19 protein-coding genes and 1 riboswitch are annotated in these 22,148 nt (G+C 42.7%); of the genes, 9 read left to right on the top strand and 10 right to left on the bottom strand.

Annotation, left to right across the window (positions count from 1 at the left end; all coding sequences use genetic code 11):
• Nucleotides 1–175 precede the first annotated feature (175 nt).
• From KA713_04460 to KA713_04450, 3 genes are all read left to right on the top strand, one after another.
• Complete coding sequence (locus KA713_04460) at nt 176–1,762, top strand: hypothetical protein (GenBank protein ID UXE67862.1); 1,587 nt, start codon at nt 176–178, stop codon at nt 1,760–1,762.
• A gap of 738 nt (nt 1,763–2,500) precedes the next feature.
• A complete protein-coding gene (locus KA713_04455; protein ID UXE67861.1) occupies nt 2,501–3,337 on the top strand; it encodes an alpha/beta hydrolase fold domain-containing protein in 837 nt (278 codons plus the stop codon).
• A gap of 526 nt (nt 3,338–3,863) precedes the next feature.
• Nucleotides 3,864–5,414, top strand: a complete 1,551-nt coding sequence (locus tag KA713_04450) for a GAF domain-containing protein (protein ID UXE67860.1) — start codon at nt 3,864–3,866, stop codon at nt 5,412–5,414.
• Nucleotides 5,415–5,683: 269 nt separating this feature from the next.
• On the opposite strand, the gene KA713_04445 is transcribed toward KA713_04450, so the two are convergent.
• Both KA713_04445 and KA713_04440 read right to left on the bottom strand, forming a co-directional pair.
• The gene (locus tag KA713_04445) at nt 5,684–5,917 is read right to left on the bottom strand and encodes a hypothetical protein (GenBank protein UXE67859.1); all 234 of its coding nucleotides are present in this window, start codon (nt 5,915–5,917) and stop codon (nt 5,684–5,686) included.
• 47 nt (nt 5,918–5,964) lie between these two features.
• Nucleotides 5,965–6,729, bottom strand: a complete 765-nt coding sequence (locus KA713_04440) for a DUF928 domain-containing protein (protein UXE67858.1) — start codon at nt 6,727–6,729, stop codon at nt 5,965–5,967.
• A gap of 629 nt (nt 6,730–7,358) precedes the next feature.
• On the opposite strand from KA713_04440, the gene KA713_04435 reads away from it, so the two are divergent.
• Nucleotides 7,359–8,195 carry an alpha/beta hydrolase fold domain-containing protein gene (locus tag KA713_04435; GenBank protein ID UXE67857.1) on the top strand — a complete coding sequence of 279 codons (837 nt, stop codon included), beginning with the start codon at nt 7,359–7,361 and terminating at the stop codon, nt 8,193–8,195.
• A 248-nt stretch (nt 8,196–8,443) separates the two neighbouring features.
• On the opposite strand, the gene KA713_04430 is transcribed toward KA713_04435, so the two are convergent.
• Together KA713_04430 and cdd are read right to left on the bottom strand one after the other, a co-directional pair.
• Nucleotides 8,444–8,710, bottom strand: a complete 267-nt coding sequence (locus tag KA713_04430; protein ID UXE67856.1) for a hypothetical protein — start codon at nt 8,708–8,710, stop codon at nt 8,444–8,446.
• 21 nt (nt 8,711–8,731) lie between these two features.
• Nucleotides 8,732–9,196: a cytidine deaminase gene (cdd, locus tag KA713_04425; protein UXE67855.1), complete on the bottom strand. Its 465-nt coding sequence runs from the start codon at nt 9,194–9,196 to the stop codon at nt 8,732–8,734.
• Between the two features lie 137 nt (nt 9,197–9,333).
• On the opposite strand from cdd, the gene KA713_04420 reads away from it, so the two are divergent.
• Complete coding sequence (locus KA713_04420) at nt 9,334–10,653, top strand: saccharopine dehydrogenase NADP-binding domain-containing protein (GenBank protein UXE67854.1); 1,320 nt, start codon at nt 9,334–9,336, stop codon at nt 10,651–10,653.
• A 15-nt stretch (nt 10,654–10,668) separates the two neighbouring features.
• On the opposite strand, the gene KA713_04415 is transcribed toward KA713_04420, so the two are convergent.
• Genes KA713_04415 through KA713_04400 form a run of 4 tightly spaced genes read right to left on the bottom strand, consistent with a single transcriptional unit; the run spans nt 10,669 to nt 13,609 of the window.
• Nucleotides 10,669–10,899, bottom strand: coding sequence for a hypothetical protein (locus tag KA713_04415; protein ID UXE67853.1), 231 nt, complete (start codon nt 10,897–10,899; stop codon nt 10,669–10,671).
• Complete coding sequence (locus KA713_04410; protein ID UXE67852.1) at nt 10,878–11,738, bottom strand: 1-acyl-sn-glycerol-3-phosphate acyltransferase; 861 nt, start codon at nt 11,736–11,738, stop codon at nt 10,878–10,880. Before KA713_04410 ends, KA713_04415 begins: the two co-directional genes overlap by 22 nt.
• Nucleotides 11,735–12,637, bottom strand: coding sequence for a bile acid:sodium symporter family protein (locus KA713_04405; GenBank protein UXE67851.1), 903 nt, complete (start codon nt 12,635–12,637; stop codon nt 11,735–11,737). Before KA713_04405 ends, KA713_04410 begins: the two co-directional genes overlap by 4 nt.
• Nucleotides 12,638–12,661: 24 nt before the next feature.
• Nucleotides 12,662–13,609 (bottom strand): phosphatase, encoded by a 948-nt coding sequence (locus KA713_04400; GenBank protein UXE67850.1) that lies wholly within the window; start codon nt 13,607–13,609, stop codon nt 12,662–12,664.
• Between the two features lie 75 nt (nt 13,610–13,684).
• Nucleotides 13,685–13,801, top strand: a riboswitch (SAM riboswitch).
• On the opposite strand from KA713_04400, the gene KA713_04395 reads away from it, so the two are divergent.
• From KA713_04395 to metF, 4 genes are all read left to right on the top strand, one after another.
• A complete protein-coding gene (locus KA713_04395) occupies nt 13,795–14,868 on the top strand; it encodes a homocysteine S-methyltransferase family protein (protein UXE67849.1) in 1,074 nt (357 codons plus the stop codon). Its footprint overlaps the riboswitch before it by 7 nt.
• A 61-nt stretch (nt 14,869–14,929) precedes the next feature.
• A complete protein-coding gene (gene metH / locus KA713_04390) occupies nt 14,930–17,650 on the top strand; it encodes a methionine synthase (protein UXE67848.1) in 2,721 nt (906 codons plus the stop codon).
• 143 nt (nt 17,651–17,793) lie between these two features.
• Nucleotides 17,794–18,162 (top strand): four helix bundle protein, encoded by a 369-nt coding sequence (locus KA713_04385; protein ID UXE67847.1) that lies wholly within the window; start codon nt 17,794–17,796, stop codon nt 18,160–18,162.
• A gap of 41 nt (nt 18,163–18,203) precedes the next feature.
• Entirely contained in the window at nt 18,204–19,160 is a 957-nt protein-coding gene (gene metF, locus KA713_04380) for a methylenetetrahydrofolate reductase [NAD(P)H] (protein UXE67846.1), read from the top strand.
• Here metF and KA713_04375 read toward each other — a convergent pair.
• A complete protein-coding gene (locus KA713_04375; protein UXE67845.1) occupies nt 19,157–20,347 on the bottom strand; it encodes an ATP-binding protein in 1,191 nt (396 codons plus the stop codon). The two genes, metF and KA713_04375, sit on opposite strands and share 4 nt — an antisense overlap.
• 115 nt (nt 20,348–20,462) lie before the next feature.
• Nucleotides 20,463–22,136: a hypothetical protein gene (locus tag KA713_04370; protein ID UXE67844.1), complete on the bottom strand. Its 1,674-nt coding sequence runs from the start codon at nt 22,134–22,136 to the stop codon at nt 20,463–20,465.
• Between the last annotated feature and the right edge of the window lie 12 nt (nt 22,137–22,148).

Below are 22,148 nucleotides of genomic sequence, written 5' to 3'. Positions count from 1 at the left end.
CAGCAGATTCAATCGCTGCCAGTTTAGCAGCATATGCTTGACTGCTCACTTTCTCTAAGCATAGCCTAACAGCAAGGATACTTAGAGGATAAAGGGAGGAAATATAGAGGCAAGATGGACGAAAAAAGCCCATCCAATATGACCTGCTTTCAGTAGATTTGTACTACTCATCATTTTGAAAAAAGAGATCACCATATTCTTGTTTTTGTTGCTTCTCACGCAGCTCACTTTTGCGCAACAATTGCCAACGGTCGATTCCGTTAGAAGCAAAGCTCAATCAAAACTCGATTCACTGACCAACACCCCTTGGCAAAAAAAACTGGATAGCCTTCATAGCCTTGGCAACCTAGAGAAATACAAAGACTCATTGAAAGTCATCGGCTGGGCTGATAGCCTAAAGCAGAGAGTCAACACCACCTTTGCCGGCATACAGAATTCACTTCAATCCAAAATCGATAGCCTGTTGGTTCGCAATCAACCTACGCTGCTGTTTCAACGCAAGATCGATAGCCTGCAAAGCGAGCAACAAGCATTACTGAGCGAAGTCAGCGCGAAGCAAAACCAACTGCAACAAAAAGTAAATGCGGGATATAAAAAGTGGGGAAGCAAACTGGATTCGCTTGGGCTGAAACTGCCCAAAGCAAGCATCCCAGGTATCGACAAAGTAAACGGCCAATTGGCAGGGCTCAATACCAAACTACCCAACACCCAAGCTCGACTACCTAATACCAACTTCTCTGCGCCTTCGTTGAGTGTGCCTAATACCCCAACGCCTAGTGCCCCAATTCCCTCCCTCAACACCAACGACTTTGCTGGTCTAGACCTCTCCAAAGACCTGAACAATGTGGGCGGTAAACTTTCCGTCCCTGGCACAGACCAAATGAAGCAGTGGAACGACCAACTGAAGAATGTAGCGAGCCCGTTGAAGGAAGCCAAGGGAAAATTAAATGAAGCAAAAGGCGCGCTGAAAGACCCAGGCAAAGCGGCCGAAGAAGCTGCCAATCAATTGAAAGATGTAAATGCCATCAGCAAAGAGATGGACAATGCAGATAAATTGATGAAAGAAAACGAAGCGATGAAAACGGCAGAGGCGATGAAGGACCCCGAGAAGCTAAAAGAAGAAGTTACCAAAAAAGCCATCGACCATTTTGCGGGCAAAGAAGAAGTGCTTAAGCAAGCGATGGACCAAATGGCGAAGATCAAAAAGAAAGTGCCCTCGCTGGAGAGCTTGGACAAGCTTCCCAAGAATTACAAATGGCCCAAGAACGGGCTCAAAGGAAAACCCTTCCGCGAGCGCGTTCGGTTTGGGATAAACTTCGGTGCGCAAGGCAGAAAGGATTCGATCATCGTTGATCTGTTCCTCAATGTATCGTATAATTTAACCGGAAGGATAGAACTTGGCGGGGGCATGATTTATCGCTTGCGCGAAAGTACCAAGACTTGGCAGTTCGACCAAGCAAACCCCGTGTGGGGCTTCAACATGTTTGGTACGTTCAAAACTTTCAAGGCCGTCCGTTTTAGGCTTGAGGCCGATGCGGCCAGCTACCCTAAGTTTGGCGGTGCTGACGAGCCTATTGCGCGCAAGTGGCGGTGGACAATGTTGATGGGCATGCAGACCGAGTTTAAGGTCAGTCAACACTTCACAGGCAATGTACAGATGCTCTACAACTTTGATAAAAGCCTTACAGCTGGATTCCCAGAGCAACTGGTGCTTCGGTTTGGCGTGCAGTATAAGTTGCTTCCCACGGTACAGGAAAAATAGAACAATAAAATCTTTTACAAATTCTCCTTCGAAAAATGATACGGAAGCAAGCAGCCGGAATCTTTGCTGATGATCCATTGCCCCCCTAGTTGCCGTTGGTCAGTAAGTTGTTTTTAGTCGTAGTTGTTGGTCGCCTGACCAACAACTTCACAAACCCCTAGTTCTCGTTGGTCAAAAAGTTATTCTTGGTTGTTGTTGCGGGTCGCCTGACCCGCAACTTGTTTTCGCACACCTGTCCAACTTGTTTTCGCACGCCAGCATCTAATTTTAGGTTATTGTAGTGTTTGTGCGCACGCTGGTCAGGCGACCAGCGTGAACGAAAGGTTTTAAGAGATGCCTCAATTAATAAATAGCCCCTTAGTCTCGCGAAGTTTTTGTTCTGTTGGATTTTATTACTTCCTCAGCCTTGCCTTCGTTTTCCCCTCTGGTCTTAGCGTGCGCTCATGTTCACTCCATTTAATACATTTGTATATGGGCAGAAAATACAAATTTCACGATCACAGCAAATTGTATTTTTGTAACGTTTACAGTTATCAATTGCAATTAAAAAAGCTAAGGTGGAGTTGATTTATTTGGAATAGCTTATACAAGCGGACGCTTGTTAAATTATAGGTCTTAGCGTCCGCTAAGACCAGTGGGATAGACATTGCGAAGCTCTCTTCAATATTTTCAAAAGTATCGGTAGTCGATTAAACCCTCCGATAACAAATCAGTCCAAGGCGGCAAACAGTTTCAATAATGCGCACCGCCTTTTTATTTGCTTTTTTCGTGACCCTTGCCTGCGGAAAGGATCAAATTGCTAGCATCCCATCTCCACCAATAAAAGAAACACGGTCTGTCAACTTCAACAATGTATCGGTTGATGTAGTTATTGACAAACCCGAGGGCAACACACTGGATGTGATTGTTGCCTATCACGGCACGGTTTTCTTGGATAGCAAAATCCTTACAGCCGCCAATACAACGCTGGACGCTGTCAAGAAAATTACCGATCGAAAAGATATTATGTTTGTAAGTGTTGCTTACCCCGAAGAAGGTCTTTTAATGGGCGATAATGTAAAACAATCGGAAGCCGCCTTGCTCTGGGTAAAAAACAAAGCGAGTCAAGAATTGGGAATTACGGTGAAAAAGGTTTTTTTGGTAGGCCACTCACAAGGAGGCTACATTGTTACCCGGCTCAACAGAATGCACGAAACAAACGGTGTTGTTGCCAACGCCCCCGGCCCGCTTGATTTGATCCTTAGGTGTCAGTTAGAAGAAAGTGATAGGACACCTGCCTCTGTTACCTGCGACTTTCTTCGAAGTGCCTACGGAAGCACTTCATCCAATAGTAATGCCTACCAACAACGTTCACTCTTGTTCTTTGCCGATGGCTTTAAGTCTGACATCTTATTTATTCAAGGGTTGTTGGATGCACAAATCCAACTAACATCTTGGCCTACGTTTAAACAAAAGGTAACTCAATGCAGCAATTGCAAGGATCGTCAATTTTTTGACGTGGCTAACTATGAGCACACGGCCTTATTTGATAGCCCGGAGGCTAAAGTAAAATACAATAGCTTTCTTAACAGGTAGTCTAAAAAGCAATGACTTATATTGCTTCATCACTAACAAATTTCAATAATACCTAAATTGGCAAATTCAATTTATATCTTCCAAAAAGCACCCTATGAAAAATAAACTACTGAGCATCTCTTTTTTACTTGCTGTTGCTTGTTCATCCCGAATTATGCATTAAACTAAGATGATAACTTTTTTCTTCAAGAGAATCAATAACTTAAGTTCTAATGCATAGCATAAGAAAGGTTTGGAATAAAACTTGATGCAAGGCACTCATTTTCATCAATTTACAGGGTTCTTGAAATTCTCTAATGCATAATTTGGGTTATCATTAATTAAAAGGCACAAGTGAGCCAAGCCAAATGCCCAACGCACAACACTTGCGCTAGTTTGGGAGCAAACTAGTACTTTTTGATTGGTTGTTTGGTTGAATGGCTGCCTCAAAACGAGCAGCCTTTTTTTTCATTTATCCATTGCTGCTTTTTAAAAGAACAATTAAATTAGTTTATTTGTTTAATCTTTAAAACAACGCAAAACGATAATGGAAAAGCCAGCTTCTTTTCTGAAAAGGAACTCCATATTCTTACCTATTTCTTTTCTCGGTTTTCTAATTGTGGTAAGCGCAACAGCGGTTTATTATAATAATTTGGTGATGGTCTCCACCGTAAGAATCAAAGAAGAAACGGCCTCCATTAAGGAGAATATGAATTTTATTATACGTGGCATTGTGCAGCGCGCTGACGTAAGCGTGCGGGGTTTTTCGGTTGACAAAGACGAACGCTTGCTCAAACCCTACACTATAGCAAAAGAGGTATTCCCAAAGACTTTTGAAGATCTCAATACGCAATTGGGGGCGCAGGGCGTAACACTGGATGGGCTGCAGAAAATTAAAACAGAAGTGGCCAACTATCTTGAGTTTTCTGGAAAAATGATAGATGAAATTAAACAAGATAGTATGAATACTTTTCGTGCGATGTTTAAAGAAGACCGCGGCACTGCATTATGGTACGAGTACGATGCTGTAGCTAAGGTGATAGTTGCCCATCAGGACGAGCTCAATCGCATTGCGCAGTCTCGGTATCAAAATGCTATGGCGCGCACTAGTTGGATACAAGCACTCCTACTCTTAACAGGCATACCCACACTTATTTTTATTGTATTGCGTCTGGCAAAGGAGGCCAAGCAGCGAACGGCACTATTGCTTGAGTTTGACAGGAGCAACAGAACCTATCTGTTTGACGATGGCAACGAAGTTAGCACTGCTAACGAAGCGCATTATATTGACCGCTCCATTTCAAGCTTTAAAGTTGCTGCCGCATTTGTTGCGGATCTAACCAATGGAAAATTTGATGTGGAGTGGCGCGGTTTAAACAAACATAATACATCACTTAATAATACTAACCTTGCAGGAAAGTTAACAGCACTTAGAAATCAACTAAGTACATTAAAAGAAGAAGACGAAAAAAGAAATTGGTTAAACGTTGGCCTTGCCAAGTTCAACGAGTTGGTGCGCAACCATCAAAACTCGATCACCGACCTTTCTTACCAAACAGTATTGTTCTTATGCCGCTACATGAACGCCACCCAGGGAAGCCTTTTTATTGTAAAAGAAGAGACCGGAAAAAAGTGGCTTGAATTGGCGGCTTGCTATGCTTACGACCGCAAGAAATACATCTCCAAGTCCATTGCTGTTGGCGAAGGTTTGCTAGGCCAAGCCTACTTGGAAGGACAAACCACCCTGCTTACTAGCTTGCCAAATGATTACACTACCATCACCTCAGGGCTTGGCGAAGCAACCCCAAACTGCCTGATCATCGTACCAATGAAGTTTAACGATGAGATAGAGGCGATAATAGAACTGGCTGGTTTTCATAAATGGAAAGACCACGAAATTGAATTTTTAGAAAAAGCTGGCAGTTTTGTAGCCTCGGTTATCAACAATGTTACAACTGCTCAAGAAATGAAAAATATTCTAGCGGAAACTCAAGAACAAGCAGAGCGGTTGCGATCTCAGGAAGAAGAGCTAAGACAAAATTTAGAAGAAATGCAGGCAACACAAGAGCAACTTGCAAGAAACAAAAATGACATTTAGATGCAGATAGTTGATCAACATAAAATTTTGCAACTCATAATCCATCTGCATAGAACCGTGGTGCGGCATTGCGGATTCAGTGAATCACAATCATGACTTTACCAGTAAAGAAGGGATTGAAAAATTAGCTGCAGGTACTTCATGGTTGCGCGACTGGAGTGTGCGTTGCTTTTAAAGAATGACTAAGTAGGGGAATTGCCGCTTCTCCTAAATGAACACGTTTTCCTACTATAGAACGTTTACGCGTTGATATCCAGTTTCAATAGCAATCAGCGACCGGATTTATGAATAATCGTACTTAGATCAACGGCATCAAGCTCTGCAGACATCCTACCCCCAGAAGTGTTTTTAGAAACTACGATCGCATAATCCCACCAGTTGTTAGTGGCTAAATCTAAGTCCGCAGCTTTGTAGTAGCGATCTTTTCCTTTCAACGAACCGTCTGCATATCGCTCGCCATAACTGTATGGATCATAGATTTCAAAGAAAGTTTCATTTATCAACTTCCTTGTATCCTTTCACCACAATAAAGTGACCCAATCTAGGTGAGTCAGTATGATAGAATTTGCTGTGATGATAGGTGGCATTGGTTTGATATTTGTACAAAATACATATCTAGGCAAAGAATGATGATTTTGCCCTTGTCAATTTTATCTTTCAAAATGTCAATAGAAGCCAAGCTAATGGTTGAATTAGCGACATTATTGTCATTTAAATAGTTAATAATATCAAAGGTTTGCCACCACCCGCCATTTGCTCCGTATACATTTCGTGCCGCTATAGGACTGCTATTTGTAAACTCATTAGTCCATTTGATGGCCATGGAAACAGAAGTTGGTCCGCAGTTGATTGATGAGTAAGTACCGGAGTTCGCCTGGTCATAGTACCAATTGTAATTAGTATTGTTGCTTACACTTTTGATTAAATTTATACCTAGTCCGTATATCACCATTTGGTTAATGGCTGGAATACGCACAGTTTGTGTGGAGTGAACGGTATTAATTCCATCTTTCAATTCCAGCTTCACTTCTGTGGTAAATGACTGAGCTACATTAGGCACGCTAAAAAAAGTCTTAGGTGCAGTGGGGGACGCGATGGTAAGCAATGCAGAAGTGGTGCTCCACTTATAAGTGAGTGAATCACCATTGGGATCAATTGAAAGGCTTCCATCCAGAGAAAACTTATCAGCAGTTTCTACAATGCGAAAATTTGCTATTGGAGGGTTGTTAACAATTTTAACCTCATCTTCTTGGCCAGAGCAGCCAATCAGTAACCCTACTAGCACTGGGTAAAAAGAAAATATGCCTATTTTCATAACACTAAATGTATTAAGGATATTCCAAAAATCAACCAAAAGCATTGATAGATTTTATTTCTTTAAGGAAAACCTTAGTTGTCGTTGGTCAAAAAGTAATTTTTAGTAGTAGTTGTTGGTCGCTGACCAACAACTTGTTTCGCACGCCAGCATCTAGTTTTAGATTATTGTAGTGTTTGTGCGCACGCTGGTCAGGCGACCAGCGTGAACGAAAGGTTTTAAGAGATGCCTCAATTAATAAATAGCCCCTTAGTCTCGCGAAGTTTTTGTTCTGTTGGATTTTATTACTTCCGCAGCCTTGCCTTCTTTTTCCCCTCTGGTCTTAGCGTGCGCTCATGTTCACTCCATTTAATACATTTGTATATGGGCAGAAAATACAAATTTCACGATCACAGCAAATTGTATTTTTGTAACGTTTACAGTTATCAATTGCAATTAGAAAAGCTAAGGTGGAATTGATTATTTGGAATAGCTTATACAAGCGGACGCTTGTTAAATGGTGGGTCTTAGCGGAGGCTAACACCAGTGGTTTAGACATTGCGAAGCTCTCTTCAATATTTTCAAAAATATCGACTGTCGATTAAACCCTCCGATAATAAATCAGTCCAAGGCAGCAAACAGTTTCAATCATGCGCACCGCCTTTTTATTTGCTTTTTTCGTGACTCTTGCCTGCGGTAAGGATCAAATTGCTAGCATCCCATCTCCACCAATAAAAGAAACCCGGTCTGTCAACTTCAACAATGTATCGGTTGATGTAGTTATTGACAAACCCGAGGGCAATGTACTGGATGTGATTGTTGCCTACCACGGCACGGTTTTCTTGGATAGCAAAATCCTTACAGCCGCCAATACAACGCTGGACGCTGTCAAGAAAATTACCGATCGAAAAGATGTTATGTTTGTAAGTGTTGCTTACCCCGAAGAAGGTCTTTTAATGGGCGATAATGTAAAACAATCTGAAGCCGCCTTGCTCTGGGTAAAAAACAAAGCGAGTCAAGAATTGGGAATTACAGTGAAAAAGATTTTTTTGGTAGGCCACTCACAAGGAGGCTACATTGTTACCCGACTCAACAGAATGCACGAAACAAACGGTGTTGTTGCCAACGCCCCGGGCCCGCTTGATTTGATCCTGAGGTGTCAGTTAGAAGAAAGTGATAGGACACCTGCCTCTGTTACCTGCGACTTGCTTCGAAGTGTCTACGGAAGCACCTCATCCAATAGCAATGCCTACCAACAACGTTCACTCTTGTTCTTTGCCGATGGCTTTAAGTCTGACATCTTATTTATTCAAGGGTTGTTAGATGCGCAAATCCAACTAACATCTTGGCCTACGTTTAAACAAAAGGTAACTCAATGCAGCAATTGCAAGGATCGTCAATTTTTTGACGTGGCTAACTATGAGCACACGGCCTTATTTGATAGCCCGGAGGCTAAAGTAAAATACAATAGCTTTCTTAACAGGTAGTCTAAAAAAGCAATGACTTATATTGCTTCATCACTAACAAATTTCAATAATACCTAAATTGACAAATTCAATTTTTATCTTCCAAAAAGCACCCTATGAAAAATAAACTACTGACCATCTCTTTTTTACTTGCTGTTGCTTGTTCATCCCGAATTATGCATTAAACTAAGTTGATAACTTTTTTCTTCAAGAGAATCAATAACTTAAGTTCTAATGCATAGCATTAGAGTGGTTTGGAATAAAACTCGCTACAAGGTGCTCATTTTCATTAATTTACAAGATGATTGAAATTCTCTAATGCATAATGTGGGTTTATTTTTTATACGCTGAGAATAGCCCGCATTTTTAGTAAATTGATTCACAAACAACATCCATGGTAACGTATGGAGGTAAATGACTAGCTCCTTCTCGATAATGCTTCCATTGAATTTATTGTAAACGAAGGTGCTGATAAAAACAAAGACGAATAGGAGAAAATAGGCGAGAGCAACAACAATGCAAATTGAATGAGCCATAGCATCAACTCAGCACCACTCTTACAAATTCTCCTTCGAAAAATGATACGGAAGCAAGCAGCCTGAATCTTTGCTGATGATCCATTGCCCCTCGGCCGCTAATTGTATGATTTGAATGGGTGCTTGTTGGCGGTGCTCAAACTCCAATATCACTTGGCGACATGCCCCGCACGAGGTGGCCGGCACCAACTCTTTATGGTTTTTCTTGTGGGCCACCACCGCCAGCTTGGTTATCTTTTTTTCGGGGTGCGCAGAAATGGCCGCGTACAAGGCCACCCGCTCAGCACACATGCAAAGCGGGTAAGCAGCATTTTCTTGATTGGCTCCTATTACAACCGTATCATCTTCTAAAATAACTGCCGCCCCCACATGAAATTTGGAATAAGGAGCGTAAGCATGCGCGGTGGCATCTTTTGCTTTATGAACCAAATACTTCGATTCGGCATCAAGCTCTTCTAAAGAACGATATACTTCAAAATCTTTCATAATCAAATATACGGAAATTAGAAGTTAGAATTTAGTAGATAGGAGTTAGAATAATTGCAAGCTATCTTACGCGTAAAAATTAATTTCTTATCGCTGTTTCTCATTGGCCATTGACTATTGACCATTACCTTTGAGCCATGGCAAATATTTTAGTATTGGGAGCAGGCCGCTCGTCTTCAGCATTGATTGATTACATCATTAAGCAAGCTGAAAAATTTGAATGGAGAGTTACCGTAGGAGATGTTTCAAAGCAAGCTGCCGAAACACGCATTGGCAATGGAAAAGCAACCGCTATTTCATTTGATATTCAGCATCTCGAACAGAGTCAAGCAGCAATTGGTTCTGCAGATGTGGTCATATCGTTGATACCAGCACACCTCCATTCATTGGTGGCCAAAATTTGTTTAGCGAAGGGCAAACATTTGCTTACCGCGAGTTATGTTTCACCAGAGATGAAGTCATTTCATGACGAAGCATTACAAAAAGGATTACTTTTTTTGAATGAATGTGGGCTTGATCCGGGCATCGACCATATGAGTGCCATGCAAGTAATCGATCAAATCAAATCAGAAGAGGGGAAGCTTACCTCTTTTGAATCTTTCACAGGTGGATTGATTGCCCCCGAAACCGATCCTGAAAACCCATGGCGCTATAAATTCACTTGGAACCCGCGCAATGTGGTGATGGCAGGACAAAGCACGGCCAAGTATTTGCAAAACGGTGAGTATAAATTTATTCCGTACCAACAGTTGTTTCAACGAATTACCCCCGTAACCGTTCCGGGTTTTGGCGCGTACGAAGGCTATGCCAATCGCGATTCACTTTCGTACTTAGATACCTACCAATTGCAAGGAATCAAAACGATGCTGCGCGGCACGTTGCGCAACCAAGGCTATTGCAGTGCGTGGAATATCCTCGTACAAGCAGGTTGCTGTGACGATGGCTATTGGATGGAGAATGTTGCCTCGATGACACATCGAAGTTTCATCATCTCGTTCTTGGATTTGCAAGATGAATCGATCGAAGAGAAATTGGAACTCATGTTCGATTTGAAATTCGACAGTGAAGAATTGAAACGCTTGCGCTGGAGCGGATTGTTTTCGGATGAATTGGTTGGTCTAGCCAACGGCACACCCGCTCAAATTCTAGAACACATTTTAAACAAAAAGTGGAAACTGCAAGCAGGTGATAAAGATTTTATAGTGATGTGGCACCGCTTTAAATTTTTGAAGGATGGAAAGGAAAAAGAAATACAGGCTTACCTGACTGCTAAAGGCGATGATGAAATAAGCACGGCCATGGCCAAAACGGTAGGTTTGCCTTTGGGTATTGCGGCCAAGCTTTTGCTGCAAGGGAAAATAGAACAACGTGGTGTGATGATTCCAGTAACGAGGGAAATTTATGAGCCAGTTTTAGAAGAACTAAGTGAACTGGGAATACGATTGATTCATGGTTAAATTTCAGGCTTCCATTTACCCATCTATGATTGTCTCGGTCGCAGTATTTCCCAACTTAAATGCCACAAAAACAGAAACCGCGTAACCAACGGCAATGGCAAGGTTCAATAGGTAGAACACCACTAAACTTTGCAGCACTATAAAAATGGGCACTAACACCATGCCCGAAGCAAACTTTAGTGAGCCTATAAACTGAAGGTCTTTAACTTTTTTCTGGATGATTTTCAGTATAATGCTTCTCGGCAAAATTGTATTGAGGTAAGCATACCAGAAAATCGGATTGTTGAGTTGTTTTTTACGTGGGGCTTTTCACGGGTATTTCCTGATTCGAGGCTGAGGAGCAATTGCTCATCGTAGCGAAGCTGTTCAACCAAATCTTTTTTAATAGTTCGTTGCGATAAAAAATAACGAGCGCGAGCAGCATAGTCAACACTTCCCAGGTTCACCATTAAAGTCTTCAAGCCTTCTGTGGTTTTCTGAACAAGGTTATTCAATTGTTTGTTTTTATCAGTAGTAATCGTATTATCCGAACCAACCGTAATGGGTTTGCCAAAGCTAACCAGTACGCGCGATCCCGATTGGTGAAGTTCATCGTACTGCAGTCCAACAGGGATGATTTTAACCCCTAGCCGCCAGTTGCTTTTTTCTTCGGAGTCGATGGCAATCCGCGCAAACCCTTTTTGCAGCGGGCGCAAGGTCCATCGCTCGGCATGATTCCCTTCACCAAAAATCAAAATACTCTCTCCTCGCTGAAGAAGATCGGTAAATCTTTCCATGGCTTGTTCGCTCTTGCGAAGACTGGCAAACCCATCGCGAAACCGATACACCGGTATCATTCTTAGCCAGCCTAATAAAACATTTGACCACGATTTTCCGAACACACTTGCCCGCGTTAAGAACCAAGGGTTGCGTTGGGTGCTGCAACTTACCAGCACGGCATCTAAAAAAGCATTTTGGTGATTGGCTACAAAAATCACCGGCCCTGGAGGAATATTTTCTTTCCCCTGCACCTGCCATTTTCGGTAAAAGAAGTAGAGGGCCAGGCGACAGTATTGCTTTAATAAAAAATAGAATGCAATCCTCATGCTCGTAAAGATGCAAGAGATCGCCAGCGCATCCAAGACGCGAACGAAAAACCACTGATCAGGTGCCACACGCCCCACCATGCAGCCACCAAAGCCATTTCGGCATGTCCATCGAAAAAAGTAAAAATCAAAATCAGGCCTAACCCAGAATTTTGAATTCCTGTTTCGATGGCGATGGTTCGGTTGTTGGCTTCATTATTTTTTAACCACGCACTGAAAAAATAGGCAGCAAGCAGGGCTGTACCATTATGGATTAACACAATCCAAAAAACTTGGCCAAACCCATTCATAAATACTTCGGCATTGTTTTTTATGGCCACCAAAATGAAAGTCGCCAATATGAGTAAAGAGACCCATTGAAGTGGTTTACTGATTTTTGTTGTTAGCCGAGGATACTTTTCGGCAACCCACATTCCCGATAATAACGGCAAAAGTAAGATGGCAATCATGTTAAGAAACAACGACCAAAAGTCAACTGAGAATGTTTTTACTTCAGTGGATAGATGGGGTAGGAGAGAAGACCAAAAGAAAAAATTTAAAGGGGTTAAAACGAAAGCCAATAATGAAGAGAAAGCGGTAAGCGAAACGGATAGGGCTACATTTCCTTTTGCCCAATAGGAAAAAAAGTTCGACACATTGCCACCTGGGCAGGCGGCAACTAGCATCATGCCCAGCGCCAACCCCGGTGATAGCGGAAGGATGCTTACCAATAGAAACGTAAGGAATGGCAGCAAAACCAATTGTGCTAACAAGCCGGTGATAATTGCTTTTTTTTCGTTAACCAATTCCAGGAAGTGTTCCCGCTTTATTTCCAATGCAACACCTAGCATAATGATGGCCAAGCATACATTTAAAAGAGTAAGACTTTGTGGCGAAAATTGAATAGCAGGAGCGGGCATGTACTTTGGTTTCAGCCTTTATAGTTACTTCTTCCCAATTGCGGTTGTTTTTTTGCCCAGCGATTGATCTTCTGTATTGACAAACCCAATTTTTTTCTTTTTTGAATTACGCTCAAACAAATAGAGCATGATGCCGTCTTTCAAACCTACCTCCGGCACAAAAATTTCTTTTGCACTGGCCCACTCCATTACGGTCAGGTAGATGCTGCTCGCTGGCAAAATCACATCGGCACGATCGGGGTTCATTTGAAGTTTGTAGATACGTTCTTCAATGGTATGCCGCTCAATCATTTCCTTTACCCCATACATTTTTTTTAACGATAGCAGTTGGTCGGGCTTAAGTTTTGAGAGCTCATAAATCTTACTAATGTTTCCCCCAGTGCCCACCGCTGTTACTTTGCCCATTTCTTTTTTGATATTTTCTTTCACCCATTTCTCCATCTCCAACCATACTGAGGGCAAATCGTGGTGCTCCAATATCCGCACTGAGCCAACCTTAAATGATTTGGTTTTTATCTTCTTTCCACCAAAATATAAATTTAGTTCGGTGCTACCACCGCCCACATCAATGTGCAAGTAGGTTTTGTTTCCTAAGTATGATTGAATGGCTTTGTCAATTAGCTCTGCCTCTTTTTTACCATCAATGATTTCGATTGAAATCCCCAATTCATCTTTTACTTCTTTTGCTATCTGCGCACCATTTTCTGACTCCCGCATGGCGGAAGTGGCACAGAGCATGTAATCGTCCACTTCGTACAGTTCCAATAACAACTTAAAGGCATTCATCAATTTTTTAAACTTGATGGTGCTTCCTTTGCTAATGCGGTTGGTAGAAAAAACATCGTGACCTAAGCGCAGCGGAAAACGAACGTATTCCATTTTCTTAAACAAAACTTGGTTGTCGCTTTCCAGCACGGAAGAGACCTGAAAACGAATGGCGTTGGAGCCGATGTCAATTGCTGCGAGTTTCAATGGATCGTGGTTGAATAATGCATCAAAATAAGCACTTTGTCTTTTTAATTACTATCAATTTGCGTTTCTTTGCATCGCTTATCCAGAAAGACCGAGGGACCGGGCCCGTAGACGTCTTAGCAACCTAGCCCACAACTGGGTGCTAATTCCCTTCTCGCTCCGATTTCAATCGGATACGGGAGAAGATGAGCGGCCAATCATCAAGGCTCTTTCTGGATACCCAACCAAAAACAACAGAAAGAGTGAATATTCAAGACATTTTGAAAGAAAGGATTTTGGTGCTGGACGGTGCTATGGGCACTATGATACAACGCCACAAACTAGAGGAGGAGGATTTTCGTGCAGAGCGATTTAAAAATCACCCCTCACCACTAAAAGGTAACAATGATTTGCTTTCGATAACGCAGCCTGAGATCATTAAAGACATTCACAAGCAGTACCTAGAGGCAGGCGCTGATATTGTAGAGACGAATACCTTCAGCAGCACCACGGTTGCCCAAGCCGACTATCACCTCGAATCGTTGGCGTACGAACTTAATTTTCAATCAGCAAAAATTGCAAGGGAAGTAGCTGATGAATTTACCACGCACGAACCGAACAAACCACGGTTTGTAGCCGGTGCCTTGGGACCCACCAACCGAACAGCATCTTTATCCCCTGATGTAAATAATCCGGGTTACCGTGCCATTACGTTCGATGATTTGCGAATTGCCTACAAAGAGCAAGCAAAAGGGTTGATAGATGGAGGGGCAGATTTATTGTTGATTGAGACCATTTTTGATACCCTCAATGCCAAAGCAGCTTTGTTTGCCGTGCAAGAATTGTTTGAAGAAATAGGCAAGCAAGTACCAGTAATGGTTTCAGGAACTATTACAGATGCAAGTGGAAGAACGTTATCAGGTCAAACAACAGAAGCGTTTTTGATTTCAGTCTCGCATGTTCCTTTATTGAGCGTGGGGTTGAATTGCGCCTTGGGTGCAGCTCAGTTAAGACCTTACTTGCAAGTGTTGAACGACCATGCGCCTTTCTTTACCAGTGCCTACCCCAATGCAGGCTTGCCCAATGCCTTTGGTCATTATGACCAAACCCCACAAGAGATGGGTGTGCAGATGGAGGAATTTTTGAAAGAAGGATTGGTGAATATCGTGGGCGGTTGTTGTGGTACTACTCCCGATCATATTAAAGTGATTGCGAACATAGCGAAGAAATATAAGCCGCGGCTGGTCGATAGTCCATTGTCAATAATAGATAGTCTTTAGTCAATGTTTTGCAGCCATGATCACCAAATTTAATCAAGCATTAAGAAATTCCATCAAATAAATGAGTGAGCAACCATCATCTATCACGAATCGTCCATTGTCTGTTGACTTAAGACTAAAACTAAGCGGCCTTGAAGCCGTAGTCATCACACCCGAATCCAATTTTGTAAACATTGGCGAGCGAACCAACGTAACGGGATCGGCACGGTTTCTAAAGCTTATCAAAGAAGATAAATTTGATGAAGCATTAGAAGTGGCATTGGATCAAGTGCGTGGAGGGGCGCAAGTGATTGATGTGAATATGGACGAGGGCATGCTCGATTCAAAAGCTGCCATGGTCAAGTTTTTGAATTTGATGGCATCTGAGCCAGAGATTTCGCGCATACCCGTGATGATTGACTCATCGAAATGGGAAGTGATTGAAGCCGGATTGAAATGTTTGCAAGGCAAGGGCATCGTTAATTCGATTAGCTTAAAAGCGGGTGAAGAAGAATTTATCAAGCAAGCTAAATTGGTGAAGCGGTACGGGGCAGCCACCGTGGTGATGGCATTTGATGAACAAGGTCAGGCCGATACGTATGAACGAAGAATCTCAATTTGCAAGAGAGCCTATGATATATTGGTAGATCAAGTAAAGTTTCCTCCACAGGACATCATTTTTGACCCCAATATTTTTCCTGTGGCAACGGGTATTGATGAGCATAAAAATTATGCGCTTGATTTTTTCAGGGCAACTAAATGGATTCGCATAAATTTACCCGGGGCGCACGTAAGCGGTGGTGTGAGTAACGTATCGTTTAGCTTTCGCGGAAATCAATTGGTGCGCGAAGCCATGCACTCGGCATTTCTGTATCATGCCATCAAAAATGGGATGGACATGGGCATCGTGAATCCGACCATGCTAGAAGTGTATGATGAGATACCTAAAGAATTATTGGAACGCGTAGAAGACGTATTGTTGAACAGGCGCGAGGATGCCACAGAGCGACTGTTGGAACTGGCCGAAACAGTAAAGGGTGCCGGTAAGAAAAAGGAAGTGGATGATGCCTGGCGAAATGGTACAATCGAAGAGCGGATCACCCATTCGTTGGTAAAAGGCATTATTGATTTTGTGGACGTAGATACCGAAGAGGCTAGGCAAAAGTATGGCCGCCCCTTGCATGTGATCGAAGGACCGCTGATGGCAGGTATGAATGTAGTCGGTGATTTGTTTGGGGCGGGTAAAATGTTTTTGCCCCAAGTGGTAAAAAGTGCGCGTGTCATGAAAAAGTCGGTTGCGTACCTCACGCCTTTTTTAGAAGAAGAGAAAAGACTTACGGGTGATTCGGGGCAACCGGCCGCCAAAATTTTGATGGCCACGGTGAAGGGAGATGTGCATGACATTGGTAAAAACATTGTGGGCGTGGTATTGGCTTGCAACAACTACGATGTAGTGGACATGGGTGTGATGGTGCCTGCAGAAAAAATTATTCAGCGCGCCAAAGAAGAAAAAGTAGATATTATTGGATTGAGTGGGTTGATAACTCCATCACTCGATGAGATGGTGCATGTGGCGAAAGAAATGCAGCACGAGAAAATGGATTTGCCTTTGTTGATTGGTGGAGCTACCACTTCTCGCTTGCACACGGCTGTAAAGATTGATCCTGTGTATGATGGTCCCGTGGTGCATGTGCTGGATGCAAGCCGGTCGGTGCCGGTAGCAAGTGAATTGATCAATCCGCTATCGAGAGGAAAATTCAAAGCAAAGATCAAGCAAGAATATGTAGAGTTGCGAAAAGATCATGAAGGAAAACAACAACTTAAAAACTATATTTCACTAGTAGAAGCGCGCAAGAACAAAGTAAAAATCGATTGGGATGCTGCAACCCTTCATAAACCTGCTTTTATTGGTAAGCGTACCTTGGTGAATTATCCTTTAGAAGAAATTGCGGAATACATCGATTGGACACCATTCTTCCAAACGTGGATGTTGTTTGGCCGCTACCCCGATATTTTTAAAGATAAAACAGTAGGAGTGGAGGCGAAGAAATTATTTGACGATGCGCAAGTCATGCTCCAACGAATTATTGTTGGAAGAAAATTATCGGCCAACGGTATTTTGGCATTCTATCCTGCTAACAGCACCGATACAGATGATGTAGTGCTATATCAAAAGAATGAGCAAGATCAACTGGCTACCTTACACTTCCTTCGTCAGCAAAACAAGAAAGCGAAAGACCTTCCTAATTTTTGTTTGTCCGATTTCACGGCACCGCAATCAACTGGAAAGCGAGATTACATTGGTATGTTTGCCGTAACGGCAGGTATTGGTTTAGAGAAATTGGTGGAAGAATACAAAGCCAAGCAAGATGACTATTCTGAGATTATGGCCAAGGCGCTGGCCGATCGTTTGGCCGAAGCGTTTGCAGAATTGCTTCATGCCAAAACAAGAAAGGAGTTTTGGGGTTATGCTAAAGAGGAAAACATAAGTGTAGAAGAGTTGATCGGTGAAAATTACCAAGGCATTCGTCCTGCACCGGGCTACCCGGCTTGTCCCGACCATACCGAAAAGAAAACAATTTTTGAACTGTTGGATGCTGAAAAGGAAATAGGCATCACACTCACCGAGTCATTTGCCATGTACCCAACCGCAGCCGTCAGTGGCTATTATTTTTCTCATCCAGCGTCAAAGTATTTTGGCTTGGGAAAAATTGAGAAAGACCAAGTGGTAGAGTATGCCAATCGGAAGGGCATGGATTTGAAAGAGATGGAGAGATGGTTGAGTCCGAATTTAGCGTATTGAGGTGTGGAAGTATTAATGTGTTGAAGTGTTGAAGTGTTGAAGTGTTGAAGTGTTGAAGTGTTGAGGTGTTGAAGTGTTGAGGTGTTGAAGTGTTGAAGTGTTAAGGTTACCAAGTGTTAATGTCTCTAGAATAATTTTTAGTCGTGGCAAAGATTGAGAAGTTTGAGGACTTGAAATGTTGGCAGGCAGCGAGAGAGCTAGTGAAAATGGTATATGTAGCTTGTGAAGATGGGAAGTTTGTTAAAGATTTTGACACGAAAAGTCAAATTAGAAGGGCAGCCTTGTCGACAATGAATAATATTGCTGAGGGATTTGGCAGGGCAAGCGATAAAGAGTTTATCCGATTCTTGGAGATTGCGCAAAGTTCCGCGATGGAAGTAAAAAGCATCACCTATGTGTTAATCGATTTAAACTATTTACCGGAAGATAAGATAATGGAGATAAGTAAGAAAGCAGAAGAAACCAAAAGTATAACTCTCGCCCTCATTCGTTATCTACGAAACAAAAAGTAACATCAACATTTTAACACGTTAAAACATTAACACATCAACACATGAAAGTAATCGATCACATAAAGAACGCCAACGGCAAAACCCTTTTTAGTCTTGAAATTCTTCCGCCTTTGAAGGGCGAAAATATCAGAACCTTGTTTGATAACATGGATCCATTGATGGAATTCAAACCTCCATTTATTGATGTGACGTATCACAGAGAAGAGTATGTGTACAAGAAAAAAGAGAATGGGCTATTAGAGAAAAGATCTACCCGCAAACGACCTGGAACGGTTGGCATTTGCGCGGCCATTCAAAATCACTACAAGGTCGATACGGTGCCTCACATTATTTGTGGCGGCTTTAATAGAGAAGAGACAGAAAATGCATTGATTGATTTACAGTTTTTAGGCATTGATAATGTGTTGGCGCTACAGGGAGATGCCATTAAATCTGAAGCTAAATTTATACCCGAACCGGATGGCCACCGCTATGCATCTGAATTGGTGGAACAAATTGTGAACATGAACAACGGCAAGTTTATTGATGAGGAGCTACAACATGCTACACCAACTAATTTTTGCATTGGTGTATCTGGCTATCCCGAGAAACATTTTTCCGCGCCTAATCTAAAGACAGATTTGAAATTTTTAAAGAACAAGGTGGACTTGGGTGCAGAGTACATTGTTACTCAAATGTTTTTCGAAAACAAAGCCTATTTTGAGTTTGTAGACAAATGCAGAGAAACGGGAATCACCGTCCCTATCATTCCGGGCATTAAGCCAATTACCGCAAAGGTTCAGGCCAATGTTCTCCCAACGATTTTCCACATAGACCTGCCTGAAGAACTTGCCGATGAAATAGAGAAGTGCAAAGACAACGTAGCCGTAAAGCAATTAGGAATAGAATGGTGTGTAAATCAATCCAAAGAACTCATGAAGTTTGGTGTGCCTTTGGTGCACTTCTATTCTATGGGCAAATCAGATCCGATTTATAAAATTGCCAAGCAGTTGTTCTAGAATAATTCGGCAGGACGCATTCGTAAAAATTCTTCCCAGGGCAAAGCGCTACTGCCGATCAAAAAGACTTTGTCTGGGCTCATTTCTTTTTGAAAGGCTGCCATCCCAGAGGCTTTTTGTTTTGCGCCACTTTTGATCTCCAATCCAATTACTTTGCCGCGTTGTTCCAACACAAAATCTACTTCGTGGTTTCGGTGCCTCCAATAGTGCACATTAAACTTGTCGCGAAGCGATTCGTTGATCAGAAATGCTCCGATGGAAGACTCTACAAAGCGACCCCACAATTCAGGCTTTGAAAGAGCTTCGCTTAGTGTCTCCGAGCGTTGCACTGCTAACAGGGCATTATTGTGAACTTGAAATTTGGGGCTAGAGCTACGCACGGACAATTTGTTAGAAGAAAATTTTTCAAGCCCGCCTAGTAACCCTGCGGTATCAAGCAGGTGCAAGTAGTTGGCGAGCGTAGTAGTGTTTCCAACATCTTGCAATTGTCCTTGCATTTTGGTGTAGGACAAAATCTGACCAGAGTACGTGCATCCCAATTCAAAGAGCTTTCGCATCAAGGCGGGCTTATCAACACGTGTCAGCATCAATATGTCGCGCGAAATACTGGATTCTATGAGTGAATCCGAAACGTAGTTTCTCCATCTTTCTGGGTCATTGATTAGTGATGCGGCTCCCGGATAGCCTCCAAACCAAGTGTAGGTGTTGGCATCCCAGCCAAAAGCTGCATTCATTTCTGGGAACGTCCAATGCCCCATGAAAATGGATTCGAATCGACCTGCTAAAGACTCCGTCAGGCCTTGTTGTAGCAATAGACGGGAGGATCCCAACAGCAAAACTTTGATGGCTGTTCCTTGTTGAGTATCCAAGTCCCAATTCTTTTTGACCGCTTCACTCCAATTGCCAATTTTTTGAATCTCGTCAATGACTAATATAAAATCGGCTGATTCCAATTGCTTGGCGCGTTGGCGCGCGGTATCCCATTGCAAGTCAATCCATGCAGGATTAGAGTTCGTGTCATCGGCTGAGACAAACAAATGCGGGGTTTTTAAGCCCCTTAAGACTTGTGTTACAACAGTGGTTTTCCCCACCTGACGAGGGCCATAGATAGCCTGAATGAACTTTCTTGGTTCGTTTAGCCTATCTACAACTTGTTGATAATGAGTGCGAATGAATACATTTGACATTTTGCTCAATATATTGAGTAAAAATACTCAAAGTATTGAGTAAAGCGTAAATGACTTGAAAATAGTTGAGCAATAAAAAAAGGGCCGAAGCCCTTTTTAAAATAACGGAAGACAATTAAGGATTAATAGGTATAAATGTTCCGCTGAACTTCGACAAGTTAGCTCGAGGTATTGTTGCATTAAACTTCGCGTTAATTGCATCAATGAACACATTAGCCAAGTAGGCAGAACCTCTGTTATTGGGGTGAACTCCATCTTCAGAGAAAACACCTGTTGGGGGCGCAAAACTTGGCGAGACGGCAACTCCATCGATTATCTGGAGGCGATCTGTTATTAGTTTAGCGAACACTGCATTTACGTCCGCCAAAGCAATTCTGTTGTTACTATTATCCGCAGCAGCTTTAATAACATCATTGAACTCGGCTGTTCTGGTGAGAATAGCTTGAATTTCAGAGGGTATCAAAACAAACTGATCAGCGAGTGGCACTGACGTTCCTATAATTGCAGTGGGAGTATTATTAAAGCATGACCCGAGAACGGCTCCAGCAGAAAGAGCAATTAAGTCAGTGGCTGTGGCTTGTCTTACTCTTCTGTATAGCTCCAACCCATCTCGTTGGGCTTGGGTTATCTGACCAGCGGTTCGAAGCGCATCGAAGGTAGCTCCTAAGTCAGGGAACTCGGGAGACTTTTCTGCGATTAATATTCTATTACCTGCCCCTGCAGCATAAGTAACTTTTCGAGCGTCTAAGTTTGCCGCAGTAGAACCAGATAAAGCCAATAGACCAGGGTTGGCCTTTATGGCATCAAGTATTGCGTTATATCCAGCAAAACCAAAATTCAGAGCAGTGGCCTGTTCGGATGTAAGGGTTACGGCATTAAACCTCACCGTAATAAAGAACGGAATGTTTGTTACGTTTGGTATGTTGCCCACAACGCCTTTTGAATTTGGATTTGCTGCAAGTAGGGTGGCTATGATTGATTGATAGGTAGCCTGAAACCCAGTTCCTGGCCCGGGAGCACCTCCAAGTGTTGTTAATGGAATAGCACCGGACCCACCGGTTGTAGCGTATCCAAGTATATCATTGTTACCCAAAAAGAACATAAAGAACGAACCATTGGCTGCAACGGCATCTACTAATATAGTTGAAGTTCCAGGATTTGAAGCAAATCGTTGATAGAACGGATTGAATGCTGGGTTACCAGTGGGTGGGCCGCCAGTTTGTGGTATGATCGCTTGTATCAGTTGTATACCCGGTACCCCGAAATTATTTAGTGTAGCCTTATTGCCAGAAAAAGCAGTAGGGGCATCACCTGAACCGGGTACAGCAGGTGTTGAAACTGTTGAAGGGCAGGTTACTGTTCTTGCCGGAGTTCCCAATGCGGCAGGCCCGGCCGCTCTTGGCCCAGATCCGTCTGGATCAAACAATACTATTCTTCCGAGAATAGTAGCACTACCAGCTGGAGGGTTGGTAGTTGTGGTGTTAAAGCCATTAACTGAATTAATGTCGGGCTGGTTAAAAGCTCCACCACCAACAGTTGCAAACTGCTGCGCAAGGATTGCCCCAAGTGAGTTTTTTTGACCTTCGGTAAACAGCGCACCAGCTTGATAGCCTGCAGTAAGTGAATTACCGATTGCTACAAATTTCGTGAAGTCAGCCGTACCCTTAGAAGGTGTTACAACGGGTGGTGTCACAACTTCTGGAGGAGTTAGTTTGATTGGTTCTTGCTTACACGACCCAACGATAAGGGAGGCTGTTAGCGCGATGTATATTAGTTTAGTCTTTTTCATAGCTTAATTTTT

Origin of the sequence: Chryseotalea sp. WA131a, from assembly GCA_025370075.1 — a bacterium.
In the GTDB taxonomy this organism is placed as follows: domain Bacteria; phylum Bacteroidota; class Bacteroidia; order Cytophagales; family Cyclobacteriaceae; genus ELB16-189.
Note: the sequence above shows the minus strand (reverse complement) of the source record. Positions and strands in the feature narration are given on the sequence as shown.